The organism is Aquirufa salirivi (genome assembly GCF_045310485.1).
Taxonomy (GTDB): Bacteria; Bacteroidota; Bacteroidia; order Cytophagales; family Spirosomataceae; genus Aquirufa; species Aquirufa salirivi.
This window is the reverse complement of record NZ_JBEWZH010000001.1, coordinates 122,705-143,191: the sequence shown is the minus strand read 5'-3', so window position 1 is coordinate 143,191 and position 20,487 is coordinate 122,705. Positions and strand designations below refer to the sequence as shown.

Annotated in this window: 19 protein-coding genes; 14 read left to right on the top strand and 5 right to left on the bottom strand. The window is 36.2% G+C overall.

Features of this window, described 5'->3' with window-relative positions; genetic code table 11:
* Positions 1-3: 3 nt before the first annotated feature.
* Positions 4-660 carry a hypothetical protein gene (locus U0R11_RS00535; protein ID WP_406749309.1) on the top strand — a complete coding sequence of 219 codons (657 nt, stop codon included), beginning with the start codon at positions 4-6 and terminating at the stop codon, positions 658-660.
* A 204-nt stretch (positions 661-864) separates the two neighbouring features.
* Here the strand turns inward: U0R11_RS00535 and tsaD are convergent, their stop codons facing one another.
* Positions 865-1,866, bottom strand: coding sequence for a tRNA (adenosine(37)-N6)-threonylcarbamoyltransferase complex transferase subunit TsaD (tsaD, locus tag U0R11_RS00530; RefSeq protein ID WP_406749308.1), 1,002 nt, complete (start codon positions 1,864-1,866; stop codon positions 865-867).
* 69 nt (positions 1,867-1,935) lie between these two features.
* Between tsaD and U0R11_RS00525 the strand changes: the two genes are divergently transcribed.
* The 3 genes from U0R11_RS00525 (at position 1,936) to U0R11_RS00515 (ending at position 7,928) form a co-directional block, all read left to right on the top strand.
* On the top strand, positions 1,936-6,399 hold the full coding sequence (locus tag U0R11_RS00525; RefSeq protein WP_406749307.1) for a translocation/assembly module TamB domain-containing protein: 4,464 nt from the start codon (positions 1,936-1,938) through the stop codon (positions 6,397-6,399).
* A gap of 786 nt (positions 6,400-7,185) precedes the next feature.
* On the top strand, positions 7,186-7,713 hold the full coding sequence (locus U0R11_RS00520; protein ID WP_406749306.1) for a CPBP family intramembrane glutamic endopeptidase: 528 nt from the start codon (positions 7,186-7,188) through the stop codon (positions 7,711-7,713).
* Entirely contained in the window at positions 7,710-7,928 is a 219-nt protein-coding gene (locus U0R11_RS00515) for a hypothetical protein (protein ID WP_406749305.1), read from the top strand. Before U0R11_RS00520 ends, U0R11_RS00515 begins: the two co-directional genes overlap by 4 nt.
* Positions 7,929-8,029: 101 nt before the next feature.
* On the opposite strand, the gene U0R11_RS00510 is transcribed toward U0R11_RS00515, so the two are convergent.
* Positions 8,030-8,971, bottom strand: coding sequence for a hypothetical protein (locus tag U0R11_RS00510; RefSeq protein WP_406749304.1), 942 nt, complete (start codon positions 8,969-8,971; stop codon positions 8,030-8,032).
* A 111-nt stretch (positions 8,972-9,082) separates the two neighbouring features.
* On the opposite strand from U0R11_RS00510, the gene nadB reads away from it, so the two are divergent.
* Complete coding sequence (nadB, locus tag U0R11_RS00505) at positions 9,083-10,666, top strand: L-aspartate oxidase (RefSeq protein WP_406749625.1); 1,584 nt, start codon at positions 9,083-9,085, stop codon at positions 10,664-10,666.
* Here the strand turns inward: nadB and udk are convergent.
* The 3 genes from udk to U0R11_RS00490 all read right to left on the bottom strand — a co-directional run bounded on the left by udk (position 10,652) and on the right by U0R11_RS00490 (position 12,381).
* Positions 10,652-11,281 (bottom strand): uridine kinase, encoded by a 630-nt coding sequence (udk, locus tag U0R11_RS00500; protein ID WP_406749303.1) that lies wholly within the window; start codon positions 11,279-11,281, stop codon positions 10,652-10,654. The genes nadB and udk overlap by 15 nt on opposite strands.
* A 67-nt stretch (positions 11,282-11,348) precedes the next feature.
* Positions 11,349-11,885 (bottom strand): class I SAM-dependent methyltransferase, encoded by a 537-nt coding sequence (locus tag U0R11_RS00495; RefSeq protein WP_406749302.1) that lies wholly within the window; start codon positions 11,883-11,885, stop codon positions 11,349-11,351.
* Between the two features lie 238 nt (positions 11,886-12,123).
* Positions 12,124-12,381, bottom strand: a complete 258-nt coding sequence (locus tag U0R11_RS00490; RefSeq protein WP_406749301.1) for a hypothetical protein — start codon at positions 12,379-12,381, stop codon at positions 12,124-12,126.
* Positions 12,382-12,875: 494 nt separating this feature from the next.
* On the opposite strand from U0R11_RS00490, the gene U0R11_RS00485 reads away from it, so the two are divergent.
* The 9 genes from U0R11_RS00485 (at position 12,876) to U0R11_RS00445 (ending at position 20,472) form a co-directional block, all read left to right on the top strand.
* A complete protein-coding gene (locus U0R11_RS00485; RefSeq protein WP_406749300.1) occupies positions 12,876-13,379 on the top strand; it encodes a gamma carbonic anhydrase family protein in 504 nt (167 codons plus the stop codon).
* Entirely contained in the window at positions 13,376-13,852 is a 477-nt protein-coding gene (locus U0R11_RS00480; RefSeq protein ID WP_269010369.1) for a SixA phosphatase family protein, read from the top strand. The genes U0R11_RS00485 and U0R11_RS00480 overlap by 4 nt, the downstream gene beginning before the upstream one ends.
* Positions 13,852-13,983 (top strand): hypothetical protein, encoded by a 132-nt coding sequence (locus U0R11_RS00475; RefSeq protein WP_262887529.1) that lies wholly within the window; start codon positions 13,852-13,854, stop codon positions 13,981-13,983. Before U0R11_RS00480 ends, U0R11_RS00475 begins: the two co-directional genes overlap by 1 nt.
* Positions 13,984-14,600: 617 nt before the next feature.
* On the top strand, positions 14,601-14,744 hold the full coding sequence (locus tag U0R11_RS00470) for a hypothetical protein (protein WP_276344951.1): 144 nt from the start codon (positions 14,601-14,603) through the stop codon (positions 14,742-14,744).
* A gap of 65 nt (positions 14,745-14,809) precedes the next feature.
* On the top strand, positions 14,810-16,021 hold the full coding sequence (locus tag U0R11_RS00465) for a hypothetical protein (protein ID WP_406749299.1): 1,212 nt from the start codon (positions 14,810-14,812) through the stop codon (positions 16,019-16,021).
* Between the two features lie 34 nt (positions 16,022-16,055).
* The gene (locus tag U0R11_RS00460; protein ID WP_406749298.1) at positions 16,056-16,685 is read left to right on the top strand and encodes a hypothetical protein; all 630 of its coding nucleotides are present in this window, start codon (positions 16,056-16,058) and stop codon (positions 16,683-16,685) included.
* A 1-nt stretch (position 16,686) separates the two neighbouring features.
* Positions 16,687-17,184: a hypothetical protein gene (locus U0R11_RS00455; RefSeq protein WP_406749297.1), complete on the top strand. Its 498-nt coding sequence runs from the start codon at positions 16,687-16,689 to the stop codon at positions 17,182-17,184.
* Positions 17,185-17,235: 51 nt separating this feature from the next.
* Entirely contained in the window at positions 17,236-19,350 is a 2,115-nt protein-coding gene (locus tag U0R11_RS00450) for a peptidase domain-containing ABC transporter (protein ID WP_406749296.1), read from the top strand.
* A 180-nt stretch (positions 19,351-19,530) separates the two neighbouring features.
* Entirely contained in the window at positions 19,531-20,472 is a 942-nt protein-coding gene (locus U0R11_RS00445) for an SPFH domain-containing protein (protein ID WP_166232541.1), read from the top strand.
* Positions 20,473-20,487: the final 15 nt, after the last annotated feature.

Below are 20,487 nucleotides of genomic sequence, written 5' to 3'. Positions count from 1 at the left end.
AAAATGAAGGCTTCGGATCGAATGGATTTGGCAGAATTGTATAAGTTCGACGAGATTTACTGGATTCCAGCAGATCGCCCTAACATTCCATCCGAAGCCTCTTTTACGCCAACAGAAAGCTCAGCAACCACGTTAGAAGTGGAACCTTCTAAGCCAGTTGCAGCTATCGTTGAGGAAAAAGTCAGCATACCTGTTCAAGAAAAACCCATTACTCCTTCAGGACCGGGTTTGCAAGCTAGCCTAGTGGAAGATCTAAAGGCAACAGCACCTTCCAATTCTCAAAATTCACAAATCCTACCTCAAGTCAATTGTCGATTGGTTGTAGTAGGTAAAATTAATCCTACTGAAAAAGAGCGATTACAACTGGTATTATCGGCTGCTCCCGTTTCTCTTCAGCCGAGTGATTGGCAGGTCTTAGAACCTATGGATTCTTTTTCTGTAACTGAATTTGTAGAAGGTACTCAAGCGCAAATCTATGTATTCCTAGGAGATCAAATCCCAGCTTGGAAAGTACAACTGCCAGAAGGCAAAATCAGCCAAATCGGGAATAAGGCCATCTATTATTTCCCTCGTTATATCTCCAGCCTAAAAGACTCCGAAAAACCGTTGAAATTGGCGTTTTGGAATAGCGTGAAGGAAATTATAAATTATAATTTATAATTTATAAATTATAGGTTGTGAATGCCTGAATGTCATTGACTGTTTTATCCGTTTTTCATTCTATCCTATACATTTCACATGCTACGTTGTCAGATTAATCTAAACGAAAGATTGTACAGTCGTTTGAAATAAATTGTGAAGTATGAATGCCTGAGTGACGTTGGCACAAACCCCATTTATAAATTATAATCTATAATTTATAATTTATTTCATGTCCATCCTCGGCAGCGGACTCACGTCTTGACCACAGAAAATACCGGCCTCTGCTTTGAAGTGACCAGCCATAGCAATCATGCCAGCATTGTCTGTGCAATAAGAAAAAGCGGGGATAAATACTTCCCAGTTTTGTTGAGCGCCTAGTTCCTGAATTCCATTTCTTAATCCAGAATTGGCGGCCACGCCTCCAGCAATAGCAATCTGTTGACAGTTCTTTTCTTTCATCGCTTTTTTTACTTTGCGAAGCAACATATCAATCAAGGTCTTTTGTACCGAAGCACATATGTCTGCCTTATTTTCCTCGATGAATTGAGGATTATTCTTTTGCTCTTTTTGTAAAAAATAAAGAATGGCCGTTTTGATTCCCGAGAATGAAAAGTCTAAACCAGGCATTTCACCTAATGGAAAAGGGAAACGATGGGGGTTACCTTCTTTGGCTAATTTATCAATCATGGGGCCACCCGGATAAGGTAAACCAATGAGTTTGGCCGTCTTATCAAACGCCTCTCCCACGGCATCATCTTGCGTCTCTCCAATGACCTCCATCTTCAATGGACTCTTCACCCAAACGAGTTGAGTATGTCCGCCACTGACCGTCAAACAAAGAAATGGAAAGCGAGGTTTTGGGTCTTCAATAAAGTGAGCCAAAACGTGAGCTTCCATGTGGTTGACCTCAATGAGCGGAATATCTAAACTCAATGCCAAAGCCTTGGCAAAGGAGGTGCCAATTAATAGTGCTCCCAATAAACCTGGGCCACGCGTAAAGGCAATGGCATTCAGTTCATTTTTGTTTATATTTGCTTTTTGCAGTGCTTCGTGAACGACAGGTATGATGGATTTTTGATGAGCTCTGCTGGCTAATTCCGGAACTACTCCGCCCCATTGGGTATGGATCAGTTGTGTGGATACAATGTTCGACCGAAGTTCTCCGTTTACCATAACAGCAGCGGAGGTTTCGTCACAAGAAGATTCAATAGCCAGTAGATTCATATCGGATAAAAACTCTGCAAAAATAAGGCAAAATATGCCGTAATCGTTGGCTTTTCTGAAAAAGAAAATATGATTAAAGCAACCAAAATCTTCGCTAAATCCATTCTTTACGGTTTGGTGGGGATTTTTTTGTTGTTTTTTGTCACAGTCTTATTACTTCGAGTACCCTCCAATCAAACCTTATTAGCGCAGTATTTTGCTCCCAAAATAGAGAAAGCTATTGGCTACCCGCTCACCGTTCGGGCTATACAACTGAAGTTTTTTGATGAAATAAGTTTTTGGGGATTACGCGTCAAAGACCCTTGGGGAAAGGAAATGGTCTACATTGAACGATTGGATGTCAATTTTAATTTATCCGATTTACTGTTCAAAGGAAACAATCCTCACCTAGATTATGCCCGATTGTATCAACCGAAAGTTCATTTGATTTTTGAAAAAAAATCAGGGAAAATGAATTTGGATGAGTTTATCGTTCGGATAGACCATTGGCTGAATCCGGGTCCTAGCGTGGCTGGTCCTAGCTCCAAATTTGAAATATTGGATGCGGAAGTAGTGGATGGCTCTTTTATGTTGGATGATCAACAAATCAAGAGCGAAGCTACATCTCGGCATTTTGACCTGAATCACTTGATTTTTACACACATCAATGCCAAGGTCAAGGACTTCTATGTGCAAGGAGATACCTTGGGTTTACAGACCATTGGGTTGAAAGCATTGGATCCTGTCAGTGGGCTGAATATTAAGGCATTGGATACGAAATTCATGTATGCTGATAAGCAGATGCGCTTCGATCAATTGAATCTGTTTTTCAATGATTCCCAGATAAAAAATCAAATTGTTTTTGATTATTCCAGTACCCAAGACTTCAAGCTTTGGAATAAAAAAGTCAGTATGAAGGCCTATTTTGACAATAGCCTGATACGCGGAGAAGACTTGGGTAGGTTTGTGGAGGATATGTATCAATACAAAGGTTTGTATAAACTGAAGGGTAATTTGGAAGGGCCTGTGGCGCGTTTGAATCTAAAGAATTTTGAAATGGCCTTTGGTAGTAAAAGTGTACTCCGAGGTGATTTTAGTTTCAAAGGTTTACCCGAAATAGATAAAACGGTGATGAATTTTGACATGGTGAATTCCCAATTTCACCCCCAAGATTTACAAGTCTTTTTGTCGAAATCAGCGGTAGAAAAAATGAATATTTTAGGTCCAGTCTCCTTTGGTGGGAAATTTTCTGGAACCAATAAAGACTTCAGTACTTCGGGTAAACTAAACACGGGTTTAGGGTATATGGAAGGGGATGTGGTGATGAATTTGAGTGATTCTATGGCCTTTTCTAAGTACCAAGGGAAGTTGAAATTGAAGAAATTTAAACTGGGTAAATTGTTCAGTCTTGAGGAGTATTTGGGTACAGTTGATTTGGAAGCTCAAGTAAAGGGATCAGGTTTTTCGAGTAATTCGGCCAAAGTGGATTTTGATGGACAAGTTTCAGAAATCAATATCAAACGCTATGCTTATCGACGAGTTAGTTTGAAAGGGAATTTGCAACGTCAATTATTCAAAGGATTAGTTTCAGTTAAGGATAGTAATTTGTTGGCTCAAATGTCCGGTGAAATTAATTTAAGGCAGGAAAAACCTGTCTATAATTTGGAAGGACGTATTGACCATGTTGATTTGGGAAGGTTGCGGATTACGGATACACCGATGCAGCTAGTTAGTGATTTTCAAGTCAATATCGCCATGAATGATTTGGACGATTTAGAGGGGAAAGCCACCTTTTCTGAAGCCATTTTGGGAACGCCCAAGAAGTTGGATTTGCCCATACATTTATTGACTTTTAGTTCGGATTTAAAGGGAGCCAAACGTCACTATCGATTAAATTCTGATTTGATATCTGTGGAAGCAGAGGGGGATTTTGTTCCTTCGCAATTGCAAAAAGATTTAGGTCAATTGTGGGAGGAATACACCTTGTATTTTACTAAAAACGAGAGTGAAAGAGCGGCTTACTATGCTGCCAAAACCCATGAGACGAGTCGGAAATATGTCTCCGATTTTACCGTCATTTGCCATGATGCCAAACCCATTTTAACGCGTTGGTTTCCCACTATCGACTTAGCAAAGAATACCGTTTTTTCTGGAAGTGTCAATAAAGGGAGATCCGTTTCTTTGAGTTTGGAGTCATATCCTGACACCTTGGTATTGGGTGGTTATAAATTTTATCAGTCCATTTTCTCCTTCCAAAGTTCTAAGTTTTTAGGTGGTCCCGAAGTTTCTAGTAGCTTGGTTTTTCAATCCAGAAGACAGCATTTGAATTTTCTAACTCCAACTGAAAACCTTAAATTGGATGGGCTTTGGGATCAAGATCGAATCAATTTTGAATTGGACTTTAAGCAGCAAGGGGATGATAATTCTGCCCATTTAGGAGGGATTTGGCGCTTTGAAAAAGATGGATTGTCGCTTCGTTTCAAGGATACTTATTTGCGTATTTTGGGACAAGATTGGGCGGTAGATCCCGAGAATAAAATATCCATTCAAGGCAAGGAATTGCATGCGGAACACTTTTTGATTTCGAATCAAAAACAGTCGATAGCCCTGCAAGGGAGCTTATCCATGGACTCCACGGAGACCTTACGCCTTCGAGCCAATAAGTTTCAGTTAGGTACCTTAGCTCCTTTGTTTTCTTTGAAAGTACAAGGGGAATTAAATGCTGAAATCAACATTCAAGATTGGTATCAGCATACCCGTTTAGACACATGGCTACTGGTGGATTCACTACATTTGAATACGTTTTACATCGGTAATTTACAAGGAGTTGGAACCTATAATGCGGATTTAAAAACGATGGATTTAAACTACCATTTAAACCGATTGGGGGAATCTGTGGTAGAAGTTGATGGCACCTATAAACCTTTTGAAACTAGGAATAAACTGGATATTACAGCGGAGTTAAATAAGACCAATCTGAGTATCTTGGAACCCTTTACCCAAGGCGTATTTTCTGGATTAGCAGGAGATGCATCGGGCAAATTGAAAGTAAGAGGAACCCTAAACGATCCAGATATCGAAGGAAAAATAGCACTTCAAAAGGCCAAATTATTCTTTGATTACTTGAAAACTAGCTTGGCTTTTTCGGATACCGTCGAGTTTAAATCTCGACAAATCATTGGTCGAAATTGGAAAATTTCAGACCCAGAAGGTAATACAGCAAAGTTGAATGCCAACTTTATTTTTCCCATTGGAAGTCCCTTTGAGATGAACATTGAGGCGAACTTAAATCGGTTTAAATTATTGAATACCCAGCGTGACCCTACGTCCTTTTATTATGGGACAGGTTATACCTCAGGACCAATTTCCATCCGTGGTGCATTGCATGATTTACTGATTACCGCGGACTTGAAAAGTGAAAAAGGAACCCGATTGTATATTCCTTTAGACCGTGAAAGTAGTACCGAAAATGAAGAGGATTATGAGTTTTTTAGTAAGTCCTTGCAAGTGGATATCAATGCAGTGAACCAACAATTGACATCCAAATTAAAGGAAGGTGGTATCAGTTTAGACTTGGATTTGGCATTTACTCCTGAAGCCTATGGCGAGGTGCAAATCGATAAAAAGAAGGGGGATTTGATGCGGATTTATGGTACGGGAAATATCAATATGACCTTGGACAAAAAGGGGCAGTTTAGAATGATTGGCGACTATGCCATTGACCAAGGGGACTATACTTTTACCCTGCAAAATTTAATCAATAAGCGATTTGCCATTCAGCGAGGCTCTAAGATTTCTTGGACAGGCGATCCTTTGGAGGCCAATGTCAATATCAAAGCGATCTATACCCAGTACGCTTCCTTGTTCCCTATTTTGTTGGATACGACCAATAAATCCAACTTGCCAGAATTCAAAAGACGCTATCCCGTGGACGTGACCATCAACCTGCAAAATCGCTTGTTGTCACCTAATATTTCCTTTGATATTGGTATCCGTGATTATCCCAAAGATGTTCACCTGAATGGAGCCGTTACGGCCTTTACCAATCGCATTAAGACGGATGAGCAGGAGTTAACCCGACAAGTTTCCAATGTCCTATTGTTTGGTCAATTGGTTTCTCCCTTTGGTGGAAGTGGAATTGCCTTGGGTAGTTTAGTGGGTAATTTTACCGAGATGCTTTCCAATCAATTGAGTAATTTGGCTTCTCAAATCAACAAGGATTTGAACATTGATGTGTATTTAGGCGGAGGAAATTTGAATCAAGATATCTTATCCAATTTACAATTACGGGCCTCGTATAATGTGAATGACCGCTTACGGATTACTCGTAGTGGGGGCTTTACCGATGCTCGAAATCAGACGAGTCCTTTGATCTTACTGGGCGACTGGGCCTTGGAATATTTTGTGAAACGAGATGGTTCTCTTCGTTTGAAAACGTACAATCGTAACGTTCAAACCACCCTTCTGGGGTCTTTAAACTCCTACCAAATTAACCAAACCATGGGAGCTAGTTTGTTGTATAACCGAAGCTTTAATAAGCTGTTTGGGAAGTGAGATTAATGTAGAATGGAGAATGTAAAATGGCCGTATCCATTTATCATTTATAATTCATCATTTACAATTTCCTTTCCGCCTTTGCTGAACGACAAAAAAAGAAGTTTTTTTGTTTCTTTTTTTTTAAAAAAAGAAAGGCCTAAGTATATTCTGAAACGAAGTGTTATTTTGAAACAACAAGAAAGAGTCCTACAAAATAGCTTTACCGAAGATTTAATTCATATGGTATTTCTTTTTTTTCATAAAAAAAGAAACAAAAAAAACAGAGGAAATATGGTTAATCCTAAGACGAATTCTGCTTCTCAGAACCGATTGTCTCTTCGCTTATGACTGTTAGAATGTAGAATGAAAAATGTAGAATGAGCCACTACCATTTATACTTTATAATTCATCATTTATAATTTCCTTGCCGCTTCGTTCTAATCTTTCGTTAGGATTAACCGTTCAATGTAGAATGTAGAAAATGTGATGTATCGTTTTTTGAACCGCTGTTCGACATATGCTATGTCGAACTACAAATCAACGGGTTCTACAATCCCACCAATTGTAACATAGAACATCCTATATACTCTGATGAAAGCGAATCGAAGATTCTTTTTATCAACATTACGACATGCCTTTTAGAACATGTCGAATAGCTTCAAAGAAAAGCCTTAGGAATTGATATTCCTTCCTTTGGAAGGGGTATTATTTTTAACTAGTGATATTTTTCAAGCACAAATTTCTTGAGTTTTCGCAAGTTTTTTTAAAAATAAATAGTCAATATTTAAGCCAGATTTAGGTTATATGTTGAAGAATAAATTGTATCAATGGGTGGAAATATATCAAGGTAAGCCATTGTATGGGCCTAGGCTTTGGTTCATCATTAAGTATTATTTTCTGCCTCATCTATTATTTACTGGAACTATAACATTATATGTCCAACGTACCTTACAACATCGAATTGTTGGTGTTTTCGATGAGTATAAACTTGACTCTTTTTTGTTTTTGCATTGTGTATTAATCGCGCCTTTTTTTGAAACCTGGCTATCTCAATGGTTAATTATTAACGTTTGTCAACGTATATTTTCCACATTCTCTGAACGTATATCTGGAATATTATCCATTGGTATTTCCAGCATCTTGTTTGCTGCAGCTCATTATTTCAATGATCCTTATTATCCCTTTTTGGTATTTGATTCAGGTCTAGTATTGGCTCTGGTATATTATTTCACTAAAAAGGAATTTGATGCTAACAAGGCTTTTATTTTAACATTTTTAATCCATGCTAGTTGGAATTTAATTCCCACGACCATACATTTTTTATTCTTATGAGCATTTCTTTTCCCCGTTTTTTAGGACCTTTCGAAGGACTATTAATTTTCTTTGTTGTTATTTATTTGATTGCCCTAGTCATCTCCATATTTATCACGTTAAAATCAAGGTATTATTCCCCCATTGATAAATTGATTCGTATTGTACTTGTCCTAAACGCACCATTCTTAGGAATCATCTTGGTGTTTTATGAGAAGCATTATGGAAAGTTATAAGCCCTCATTCTACATTTTACACTTTTCATTCTACATTAAAAAAGGAACCACTTTCGCAGTTCCTTCTAATCACTAATACCTAATAACTAAAACCTATTTTCTTATTTTACCTCAAATCCACCCGTTCCAATCGCGAAGCCTTCTGAATATAATTCAATGGTATATTTACCTGGTTTGTAAGCCACTCCACCACGAGAATAAAATACATCTACCGCCTGGTTATTGTTGGAATAGGTCACCACTTGCTTAGACGTATACACCATTTCTTTGCCATCTTGAGTAAACTTACCTGAACCTGCAGCTTCGTCTGAAACGATAGCTCCATCAGCATCTAGCATACGTACAAAGATGGTTTTGTTTTCTAATTTAGTAATTGGGTTGCTAGCTAAGTTGAATGTGATTTTCAACTTCTCAATTTTCTTGCCATTAAAACGAGATTTCTCTGCTTCTTTTCCTTTGCTGCTAACAGATAAAACACGTAAACTTTGCGCTTTCAAAGCTGCTGCAATGCTCACCTTTCTGGCTAATTCCTTGTTCTTGGCTGTTACTTCAGATAAAGTGTCAACTAAGGTTTTGTTCTCCGTTTTTAGACCTGTATTCTCCGAATTCAAGGATTGATTTTGCGTAGTCAACACTTGGTTGTTTTCCGTCAAAATACCATTTTGCTTTTTCAATTCAACAATGTCCGCATCTTTCTGAGTCAATACTAAATCATATTCTTTGATTTTTGCCTCATATGAAGCAATAGTCGCATGATTAGCTTTTTTCAAGGAGCTTTTATCTTGTTCCAATTGCACTTTCAATGCTTCTAAATCATTTACTTGTCCACCCAAGGCTTTAATTTCCTCAATCTTAGCATCTAATTGCGTAGAAATGGAATCCAATTTCATGCGCGTATTTGCTAATTCAGTGGCTTTTTCTTCAATATTGACGGCTTGTTCTTTGGTCAATTGGTTCGAACGAAAATACAAGACGCCTAATACTGCTGTTAATACAGCCAATACAATCAAGGCAATCTTTGAGGTGTTGTTGGATGTTTCCATTGGGTTCAAATGTTTATTTAAGGGTTTAATTCCTCGCAAATTTAACATTAATATTCAATATTTTCTTTTAAATAGGCTTTTGGTTAATTTGCGCCTCTGAAAGACATGAATATGCCTACGTATGACTTTATTGTGGTGGGTTCTGGAATCGCTGGTTTATCATATACTGTTAAGGTAGCGCAATATTTCCAGGATAAACAGATCCCCATCAAAATTGCTTTAATTACCAAAACGGTTGCGGAAGAAACCAATACCAAATATGCTCAAGGCGGAATTGCTGCCGTTTGGGATAATCAAGATTCCTTTGAGAAACACATGCAAGATACCTTGGTAGCTGGCGACTTTGAGAGCGACCCTAAGGTGGTGGAATTAGTGGTAAAAGAAGCTCCAGAGCGGTTAAAGGAATTGATTTCATACGGGACCGACTTTGACCGTAAATCAGATGGAAGTTTTGATTTAGTCAAAGAAGGAGGGCATTCAGATAAACGCATTTTACATTATAAAGACTCCACGGGAAATGAAATCGAGCGGGCATTGTTAGAAAAAGTCAAGTCATTTGATTCAGTGGATTTTTTCACGCATTATTTTGCTGTTGATCTTATTACCCAACATCATTTAGGGGATAAGGTGACTAAAGATACCCCCCATAAAAAATGTTTTGGAGTATATGTCTTAAACAAGAAAACCAAAAAAGTAGAAACCTTTATTGGGAAAACGACCTTATTGGCTACTGGAGGGATTGGTCAAGTATATCAATCTACTACCAACCCGACCATTGCCACTGGAGATGGAATTGCCATGGCTTACCGTGCCAAAGGTTTTGTTAAAGGGATGCAATTCATACAGTTCCATCCTACAGCTCTCTACCAGCCCGGCAAAAAACCTAATTTCTTGATTTCAGAAGCGGTGCGTGGACATGGAGGAATTCTGAAGAATTTGGATGGGTCGACCTTTATGGAAAAGTATGACGAGCGCCTTTCTTTGGCTCCTCGCGATATTGTAGCCAGAGCCATCGATTCAGAAATGAAGAAAAATGGTACGGATCATGTCTACCTAGACACCCGACATATTCCCAAGGAAGAAATCATGGCGCATTTCCCTATGATCTACCAGTATTGTCTGGACCAGTTGGGAATAGATATGTCGCAAGAAATGATTCCTGTGGTTCCATGCCAACATTATTTGTGTGGAGGAATCATTGTGAATGAATACAGCCAAACCAATATCGAGCATTTATATGCCGCTGGTGAATGTTCGCATACAGGTTTACATGGCGCCAATCGTTTGGCCTCCAATTCATTGTTGGAAGCCATCGTATATGCCCACCGTGCTTTTGAAAAATCCATTGGGGAATTTGGAACACAAACTATACCAGCCGGTATTCCACATTGGAATGATGAGGGTACTCGAAATCCTGAAGAAATGGTATTGGTGACAGAGATGACGCGTGAATTGGAGTCAATCATGAGTAATTATGTGGGAATCGTACGTACGGATCGACGATTAAAACGGGCCTATGATCGTTTGGAGTTGATTTATTTGGAGCACGAAGAATTGTACAAACAATCTAAAATCACGGTGCCTTTGTGTGAATTAAGAAACATGATTAATGTGGCTTATTTGATCATTAAGCATGCGCGTGCACAAAGGGAAAATAAGGGCTTGCACTACAATTTGGATTTACTTAATGCGTGATTTGAGGTAGTGAACAATCACTTCCAGCCCTTTTTCAAAATGGATGTTGTTCGGAATAACAATGTCACAGCTTTTTTTGTGTGGACGAATGAATTCCTCGTAAGTAGGTTTTACGTGGTATTTCCAGCGGTACATCACATCCTGTAAATCATAACCTCGTTCCTCGTTATCCCGCTTGATGCGACGCTTCAATTTGATTTTGTTTTGTGCGTCAATGAATATTTTTAAATCTAGCAGTTTGGCTACTTCTGGAAAATGGAAAACAAAAATCCCTTCTACTACCAAAATTTTGCGGGGGTAAAAATGTAGGATATTGGGAATCTTAGTCGAGTTATTGAAGGTATATTCTTCTCGAGTTACAATTTCTCCTGAACGTAATTTTTCTACATCTTTGGCAAAAGCTTCATCATCAATAGCACCTGGTAAATCAAAATTCTCAATCCCATTTTCGTCTTTGGTTTGATGCTGCTTGGGACGGTAGTAATTATCTTGAGATAAAAGACAAATTTCTTCGGAAGGGAACTGGGCCATGAGTCTTTGCAAAAACAGTGTTTTTCCAGAGGCACTTCCACCGGTGATTCCGATGATGTAGGGTCTTTCGTTGATTGGGGTCATTGATGTTGCGTATTCGAATACAAATTTGCGAAAAGCATTTAATTATACCTCAAAAAAACACATGTTTTCAGTAATTCACATATTTTAAGTAAAAGGTCTGCATTTCTTTAACTAGTTTTTGATTGAACTGAAAATTAATACTTGCCATTTGACGGTCTATTTCTTCTTGAAAATACAGCTCTTGGGCACAGCCTTCATGGATACGACGATGATCTATCGACAATTCTTCTTCTAGTAAAATCCAGCCGCCGGGTTTTATGATACGTTTCAAAGCTGGAAGAATTTCTTCTATGGGAGCTAATTCATGCCAAGCATTGAAAACGAAAAGGCCATCTACGCTTTGGGCGGCAATAGGGACTTGTGCCATGGGTGAATGATACATTTGTACCTGAGCGGAAAAAGTTAAGCTTAGTTTCTTTTCAAAGTAATCAATGCTTTCTTGTACCGCTTCCATGCTCAATATTTGGGTATTGGGGTCAACAAGAATGATATCCCGACAAGGCCGATGCAGTAGCAGATTCACTTCCCACCAGGCTGATCCACAACCTAAGGAGAGTATGGTGTCAGATGGCTTCCAAGAAAAATGCTCGAGCAATTGTTTCATGCGTCAAAGAAAGGAAAAATTGTTGTTAGTGTTGATGGAAAATGTAGAATGAAGAATGTAAAATGTCTTGTCCTGATATAGGTTGACTTTGGGTTCATTAATTATTCTTTGTAAATATAAATTTAGCAGTTTCAAAACCTCTAAAGTCTTTCATTTTATATAAAGTAAAGGCCATGGTAAATGGTGTGATTATTGTAATTTGAATCAGCCCATAAATAACATCACTTTATATCCAGTTTTACAGTATTTCTTTTTTTGAAAAAAAAGAAACAAAAAAACTTTTTTTCTTGTCGCTCAGCAAAGGCGAATTTCGCTTCGCGAAACCGTGATTCACTACGCTATCGCCTATATTTTTGACGCCGACACGCATCGCCTTTGCTAAGGTCAAAACCTCGTCTACCGCTGCGTTCATCATCTTTCGCTCTTGCTGACCGACGGTATTTTCTATCAAAAAATCACAAATTTCATTGTAAAAACTAAAATCTAATAAAGACAACTGATGAGGTTAATCCCAACGAAAGATGGGAACGTAGCATGAGCGAAGCGGTAGGCGGGAAGGAAATGATGAATTATAAATTATAAATGGATGTAGCATTCTACATTCTAACTGCCGAATGCGGAGTGAACATCGGTTCCGCGTAGCGGAATTCGTCTTAGGATTAACCGTAATCATCTGTTTTTTTTGTTTCTTTTTTTTTAAAAAAAAGAAATACCTAAGTATTGGCATTAAAGTAGACTGCGATATAAAAGAGCATGTATTTATTCAATAATTACATATCGGAAAATCCAAAATATTAATGTTCGATAACTACCAGCTGAGTCTTCCTAAAAACTGTCAACCTATATTAGGACAAGGCAGAATCTCAATCGTTAGACGACCTAAAGGGTTTTTCCTATTTTCAAATAACAGAAAATACTAAAGGAAATGGAAAGACAGAAATTAATCAGTAATTTTCGGAAGTAGCTATATTTAAACCTACATAATCTCCTATGGCGATTTTCATTGCACCAACTGCCTCCGTGATGGGCCGTGTTTTTATTTCACCTGATGTGTCCATTTGGTATGGAGCCGTTATCCGAGCAGATGTGGAAGAAATTCATTTGGGCGAAGGCTGTAATGTGCAAGATAATGCCGTATTGCATGCTGATGAAGGTGATAAAACCATCATTGGGAAATTTGTGACCGTTGGGCATTCTGCTATTGTGCATGGCGCAGAGGTGGGAGAGGGGAGTTTGATTGGCATGCATGCCACCGTATTAAATCGGGCTAAAATTGGTAAATATTGTTTGATTGGGGCACATGCCTTGGTGACGGAAGGGATGGAAATACCTGATTATTCTTTGGTTTTGGGTACACCCGCCAAAGTGGTCAAAACACTGAATGAATCGCAGATAGAGCGATTAAAATATGGCCCATCTCATTACATTAAAATGGGGGAAATACATGCCCAAGGAGAATACCCATTGATTACTCAAGCCGATTTTGAATCATGATTGATCTCATATTAATACGCCATGCTCATTCTGGGCCCTATGATCAACCCGATAAAGAGCGGCAGTTATCTTTACAAGGGATGGAAGAGATGATCCTATTGGCTCAAAAGCTAAAATCGGTTCATTTGCCTTCTGGATTATGGCTATGTTCGGATGCCAATAGAACCACGGAAACAGCCACCGCTTTGCGAAGTGAGTTAGGAATTGTGGGCCCTATAAACTTAGATGCTTGCTGGTACCAGGCTTCAGGTCCAGATTATGTCAAGATGATTGAAAAGCAGAGTAGGCCTGTGATATATTTGGTAGCGCATAATCCATCGATATCTTATGTGGCTTCCTATTATTCAGGAACATTAATTCAGATGGAAACGGGCGGCTGTTGTTATTTACGTTTTCAGTATGCCGACTCGCCCTCGGAATTAAGTAAGGGTGCTGGAGATTTAGTTTTTAATTTTAATCCACAGGTAGTATAATGAATAAAAATCAAAAAATATTTCGTTGGATACTCATCTTGTTCACCTTATTGATGGTGGCTTTAGCGATTGATATGGCTAAAAATACCACAGCACCTTGGAATAAGAAGAAGGTGGAAAAGGGGAGGTGATTAGTTATTAGGGATTAGTGAAGGGTGTTGCTTAGATTTGTCAACTTTTTAAAAGTTGACAAATCTTCAGTTGACAAATCTTCAATAGTTCAAAGTTCATCCTGATTAATCGAAATTCGCCCATTTTCCCAACCCTAAAACCACTCATCATTTATTTCGAGACTGTAAATTTGCAAAAGTTTACATTCGTAAAATATTGTAAACTAACCATTAATAAGAGTTATGCTTTGGAAAATCTACCAAAGGTTGGAATACCTAGATCATTTAATACAGACCCGGTCAACGGGAAGTCCAAAAGAATTAGCAAAGAAATTGGGTATTACAGAAAGAGCTTGGTATCTTTTTCGTGATGAGTTAGTAAATGATTTAAAGGTACCCATTAAGTATTGTAAGCATTCCAATAGCTATATATATACGGAAGTAGGAAGGTTGGAAATGGGATTCAAGAAACTATCCGAAGCTTCTCAATTACAAATTTCAGGGAGGGGGAATTGTATAATTTATCCAGTTTATTTATAAAAATGATGTTTGTCAAAAACTGAAATAATAGTTCATTGAAGGTTGATAATATTGCATCATCTTACGATTTTGTAAGGCAACCTAACTACTATTATAAAATGAAAAAGTTAAACGACAATCAAATTGTTTCTATTCAAGGTGGAATGCCATTTTGGTTAGTATTTGCAGCGGTATTTGCCACAGCTTGCGTAGCAGATGCAATATTTGATATTGACTGGTTATCAACTCCATGTCATAAATAGGATGTATTAAAGGGTCGAATGGTAAATTTCGACCCTTTTTTATTTTTTCAAAGAAAGCAAGTAATATGAGCAGGAAATTTTTGATATGTACGATATGTTGTTTTTTAAAATTAACATCAAGTATTTCTCAGGGGGATTCCACAACAGTTAAGTCTTATCCATTTTTATTTTTTGATACGTATAATAAGGCTTACAATATGCAATTGGTTAATCAAAACTATTTATCAATTCATAATTATTTGTGGGATCATAAGCCAGAAGGTACATTACCTAGATTGTTTTTCGTTTTTGGGCATCTATTTGGCATGGTTTATACACATGAAGCTGGACATCAAAATGTTTTATTATCTGAGGGAATAGGTAGTTATATTACTCCAACATGGAATACATCAGGATTAGCCATTGTCGGAGGAGTAATGGATAATACTCTTATTAATCTTCGAGATAGAAATTTGCCAGCATATATCAGGTTACATACTGGTGGATTAGAAGCAGATTATGGTATAATTCGCAAAATTAAGACAGATATAGCTTTCAATGGCGCGAATGTTAAGGATATAGGGCCAGAATATTCCACAAGAATCTGGGCTTCATTTTTTTATCTTTCTTCAAGCGCTATTAAACTATATTCAATTCAAGAAAGCGAAGATCAGCTTAATAATGATATTGTTGGTCATGATATTTGGGGGTATATTAAACACATTAATCGGCCCGATGCCCCATTTCATCGATATATTCAGTTTGATGAATTAACAGCTGATGAAAGAGCCCAATTAAATAGAATAGCAATTAGTTCATTATTGAATTTGTTAGGGCCAGGCAAAGTGAAGTTTTCAGTCAGAGGTTCAAAAGTATCGTTAGGGGGAAGTTATTTGCTAACTCCATTTGGGGATATGTTTGAACAAAATATATACATCAAAAAAAATACGCTAAAACTCCAAACAGACTTGAGAGTGTATCAGAATAAATATTATCAATCCTTTGGTTTTGGTATTTCCATATTTGATAAGAAAATTTCGAATAATTTGAATGTAAATCTAGCAGCCAATTATTGGAGTCAACCTTCGGGATTTAGTTTTAAAACAAAGCAATTTAACGCAGGTGGTAGTTTTGATATTCTTTGCAAATGGATGCCAAAATTTACAGAGGGTAAATTTTCTATTGATGCCGCGTTACATGCCAAAACTGAAGGATTTGAACCTGAAGAGCCTTTCATGAGTAAAGGGATATTTTTTAGAACTGGAATAACTTTTTATCAGAAATTTAGAAAACAGTAGAATTTTTAATACCAAAAAATGGAATTATACTACAATGGTAAAAACTCGATTATCACTATTAATATTGCTTTTTCTTGATTATTATCTGTATATCTTAACCAATAAGTATATTTTGACAGATGAGATTTATAAAGGTTATCTCTTAAATCAATATTCAGAAAATACAGTTTTACAGATTTTAGAAAAGATAAATTGGATTAAATCATACATTGATTTTATAGTACCTTTTTTGCTATTGTTAAAAATCTTTTGCGTGTATATGATTATTCAAATAGGCTTATACTTATATGATATTAAAGTAGGTATCAAACAAGTTCTTAGAGCAATAATTTGGTCTGAATATGTTTTTTTAATATCACCAATTATAACCTTATTATGGTTTCTCATATTTAAGAAAAATTATGGAATATATGATGTTAAATACTTCCCCCCTTTTTCATTATTAGAAGTTTTTCAACCCGAAATATTAGAAGAAGGGATTATTTATATACTACAATCAATTAACCTATTTGAAATAGCATATGTTATTATTTTAAGCAAGAAAATAAGTCAAGCTTGTAAATTAGATTTTGATGAAGGGTTGAAAATAATATCATCTAGTTATATTCCTTTTTTTCTTTTGTGGCTTGTAATTGTTGCCTTTATGCTATTAATTATCGCTTAAAATGATCGAAAAACGAAGTTTTGTTTTTATGGTATCAATTGGATTCTTAATTATATTTATTTTACTACTAGTTTATTTTAAGTATGTTGAATTAAGGGGTCAAAGAGGTCTACCTACGTCTAAAAATATTATTTGGATTCAAAATAAACCTTTAAGAGAAAATTATAAATTTTTTTTGATTGTGCTCATATTTCATCCTGATTGTGATTATTGTAAGTATGAAGCAACTGAAATATTTAAAAATAGAGAGAAGTTTTCTAGAGTTAATTTTTGGTGGATTTCTTATGCTAAGAAAACCGAGATACTAACTTTTAAGAACAAATATTTACCAGGAAATATCGATCAAATGAGTATTGGATTTATCCCAATTGATAAATTGTCAAATATTTTTGGTAACGTAACAATACCTCATATTTACATTTATAACAATGAAAAATTATTGATAAAAGAATTTAAAGGTGAAACTAAGATAGAGGCTTTAATTCAATATATTAAGTAATTTATTTTTTGATTTTATCGAGTTGATTTTTTAATAGTACCTAACCCATTAATGAAAAAACCTATTATCGTTCAACAACAGGGGACCTCCGACTGTGGTGTAGCATGTTTACTTTCTATTCTCAGATATTTTGGAGGAAATAATAAAATAGAGAATTTAAGGCAGTTGAGTGGAACTACTTTACAGGGAACAAGTATGCTGGGCTTAAAGCAAGCTTCTGAGAAACTTGGAATGGATGCTGAGGCTTATGAAATTGAAGATGTTGACTTATTTAAAATGAAAGCGGATTTGCCATGTATTATTCATTTGTTAATGGAAGGTAATATGGAACATTATGTAATCTGTTATAAAATTCCGACTTCTAAATCTGATTTTTATCTTATTGGAGATCCTGCTTTTGGATTTCGAGAATGGACTGAAGAAAAAATACTATCCCATTGGAAGTCTCGTGTTGTATTATTCCTAAGGCCAAACAAACATTTTGTTTATTCTCCTCAAACTCGTTTCAGTAAGGTAATTTTAATGAGGAATTTGATCAAAAATGATATTCATTTATTGATAATAGCTTCTGTGATGGGAATTATTATAGCAGCTTTAGGAATGTCTACAGCAATTTTTACTCAAAATTTATTAGACCATATACTACCGGAATTTCAATTCAAAAAATTGTACTTGGGATTATTTCTATTTGTATTGATTGGATTAGCTAAATCTGGAATTGGATATTTGAGAGGTGTTTTTCTAATTCGTCAAGCTCGTGAATTTAATATAAGAATCATGGATGATTTTTATGGGAAATTATTTCAATTGCCAAGTGATTTTTTTATATCCAGAAAAACTGGTGAAATTATTACTCGTATCAATGATACAAGACGTATTCAAGAATTAATAAGCTATTTATTTGGAAGCTTGATTATTGATTTATTAGTAGTATTCACATCAGTTATTTTCATATTTTATTATTCTAGTTTTATTGGGTTTATATCATTATTTACAGTTCCATTATTTATATGTTTAATGTCGATTTTTCATAGGCAAATTATTGATTCTCAAAAAGAAGTAATGAGTTCTTCTGCTATGGCTGAAAGTCACTTTGTCGATGTTATTTCTGGAATACATTCCATTAAAGCTGTAAACAAAGAGAATTTCTTTATTGCAAGAGGTAAACAATTTTATCAAAATTTTCAAAATAAAGTATTCAATTTAGGTTTTATAGCCAATACATTTGGGTTATGGAGTGAATTTGCTTCAAATATTATAATATCAATAATTCTTGGTTTTTGCTCACTTGCAGTTTTGAATAATCAAATTAAACTTGGAGAAATGATGGCAATTGTTGCAATTGGCGCCAATTTAATAAATGCAGTTTCTCGTTTAACTAATAGTAATATAAGATTACAAGAAGCTACAATTGCATTAGAGCGAATGCATGAATTTAGTTCTAATGATTTAATGAATACTGATGGGGGAAAAAGTAATGAATTAATAAGTTCAGAATTTAAGTTTGAATCATTGAAAATCAATAATTTATCTTTTAGGTTCTCTGGGAGATTGGAGCTCTTTTCTCATATTAATTTAGAGCTAAAGAATGGAGAATTACTAATAGTTTTGGGAGAAATAGGGTCTGGTAAAAGTATCTTACTTCAAATTTTACAAAAAATCTATAATTATGATTCTGGTTCAATTTTAATTGATAATAAAGAGTTAAGGCAAATAGATAGTATTTTTTGGCGAAATCAAATAGGAATTGTAGGACAAGAAATTAAAATTTTCAGTTCAACAATAATAGAAAATATTATTTTAGATGATGTGTTGAGTGAACATGAAAATGTAATTAAGTTTTGTGAATATTGGGGATTTGATATGTTTTTTAAAAAACTTCCAAATTCTTATATGACTATTGTAGGAGAAAATGGTGTTCAGCTTTCAGGAGGGCAAAAACAATTAGTGGGATTGGTGAGGGCTCTTTATCGAAGGCCTAAAATATTATTGTTGGACGAACCTACCTCTTCACTGGATGAAAAAACAGAGAAATTTGTATTTGATGTTTTGGGGAAATTGAAAAGTGAAATGGCAATTTTAATGGTGACACATAGGGGATCTGTGATTTCAAATGCAGACAAAATATTTGAATTCAAATCTAAGACATTGGTTCAAATGAAATAGCTATCAAATATAATTATATATTGAGCACCAATTTGAAATATATAATTGTATTCAGTTAAGTTAGTTTCACTTTCAACCCATTTCCCCAACCCTAATACCACTCATCATTTATTGCCCAGTATCATCGGGGAAAATCCCTAGTTTAAGCTGTTTTTGTAAATTATAATCCCCCTAATAACCATGACTACTTTACTCATTTTTGGAATCATTGGCATCGTGCTGATATTCTTTAGTTTAGTGACAGTCCAGCAAGGCAATATTGCCGTTATTTCTATGTTTGGAAAGTACCAGCGCATCCTGCACCCAGGTTTGAACTTTAAAATTCCGCTGATAGAAAGTGTCTACAAAGTTATTTCTATCCAAAATCGCTCCATCGAATTGGAATTTCAGGCGATCACCATTGATCAAGCCAATGTGTACTTTAAATCCATGTTGCTGTATTCGGTCATCAACCAAGAAGAAGAAACCATCAAAAATGTGGCCTATAAATTCATCGATGCCCAAAGCCTCATGCAAACTTTGGTTAGAACAGTAGAGGGCTCCATTCGTTCCTTTGTGGCCACCAAACGTCAAAGCGAAATCTTAAGTTTACGCAAGGAAATTGTTTCTTATGTAAAAGACCAAATCGATCAAGTGATGGAAGAATGGGGCTATCACTTACAAGATTTACAATTGAATGACATCACTTTTGACGAGGTCATTCTAAAATCCATGAGCCAAGTCGTTGCGTCCAATAACTTAAAAGCCGCAGCTGAAAATGAAGGTCAGGCTTTATTAATTACCAAAACTAAAGCTGCCGAGGCAGAAGGAAATGCCATCAAAATTTCTGCCAATGCGGAGCGTGAAGCAGCTCAATTGCGTGGTCAAGGTGTTGCCCTTTTCCGTCAAGAAGTAGCCAAAGGGATGACGGATGCCGCCCGAGAAATGCAACAAGCTAATTTGGATACTTCGGTGATTTTGTTTTCCATGTGGACGGAAGCCATCAAACAATTTGGAGAGCAGTCGAACGGAAACGTGATTTTCTTAGATGGTTCAGCCGATAATATGCAAAGAACCATGCAGCAAATGATGAGTGTCAACCAGCTGCAAACCATCAAACAAAACAAAAAGAAAGAGAGTTAATTCTCTCTTTCTTTT

Bases quoted from the DNA above. Each gene is read 5' to 3' on its own strand.
- U0R11_RS00535 (WP_406749309.1), top strand. From the start codon at position 4: ATGAAGGCTTCGGATCGAATGGATTTGGCAGAATTGTATAAGTTCGAC.
- tsaD (WP_406749308.1), bottom strand. From the start codon at position 1,866: ATGAATCTACTGGCTATTGAATCTTCTTGTGACGAAACCTCCGCTGCT.
- U0R11_RS00525 (WP_406749307.1), top strand. From the start codon at position 1,936: ATGATTAAAGCAACCAAAATCTTCGCTAAATCCATTCTTTACGGTTTG.
- U0R11_RS00520 (WP_406749306.1), top strand. From the start codon at position 7,186: ATGTTGAAGAATAAATTGTATCAATGGGTGGAAATATATCAAGGTAAG.
- U0R11_RS00515 (WP_406749305.1), top strand. From the start codon at position 7,710: ATGAGCATTTCTTTTCCCCGTTTTTTAGGACCTTTCGAAGGACTATTA.
- U0R11_RS00510 (WP_406749304.1), bottom strand. From the start codon at position 8,971: ATGGAAACATCCAACAACACCTCAAAGATTGCCTTGATTGTATTGGCT.
- nadB (WP_406749625.1), top strand. From the start codon at position 9,083: ATGCCTACGTATGACTTTATTGTGGTGGGTTCTGGAATCGCTGGTTTA.
- udk (WP_406749303.1), bottom strand. From the start codon at position 11,281: ATGACCCCAATCAACGAAAGACCCTACATCATCGGAATCACCGGTGGA.
- U0R11_RS00495 (WP_406749302.1), bottom strand. From the start codon at position 11,885: ATGAAACAATTGCTCGAGCATTTTTCTTGGAAGCCATCTGACACCATA.
- U0R11_RS00485 (WP_406749300.1), top strand. From the start codon at position 12,876: ATGGCGATTTTCATTGCACCAACTGCCTCCGTGATGGGCCGTGTTTTT.
- U0R11_RS00480 (WP_269010369.1), top strand. From the start codon at position 13,376: ATGATTGATCTCATATTAATACGCCATGCTCATTCTGGGCCCTATGAT.
- U0R11_RS00475 (WP_262887529.1), top strand. From the start codon at position 13,852: ATGAATAAAAATCAAAAAATATTTCGTTGGATACTCATCTTGTTCACC.
- U0R11_RS00470 (WP_276344951.1), top strand. From the start codon at position 14,601: ATGAAAAAGTTAAACGACAATCAAATTGTTTCTATTCAAGGTGGAATG.
- U0R11_RS00465 (WP_406749299.1), top strand. From the start codon at position 14,810: ATGAGCAGGAAATTTTTGATATGTACGATATGTTGTTTTTTAAAATTA.
- U0R11_RS00460 (WP_406749298.1), top strand. From the start codon at position 16,056: ATGGTAAAAACTCGATTATCACTATTAATATTGCTTTTTCTTGATTAT.
- U0R11_RS00455 (WP_406749297.1), top strand. From the start codon at position 16,687: ATGATCGAAAAACGAAGTTTTGTTTTTATGGTATCAATTGGATTCTTA.
- U0R11_RS00450 (WP_406749296.1), top strand. From the start codon at position 17,236: ATGAAAAAACCTATTATCGTTCAACAACAGGGGACCTCCGACTGTGGT.
- U0R11_RS00445 (WP_166232541.1), top strand. From the start codon at position 19,531: ATGACTACTTTACTCATTTTTGGAATCATTGGCATCGTGCTGATATTC.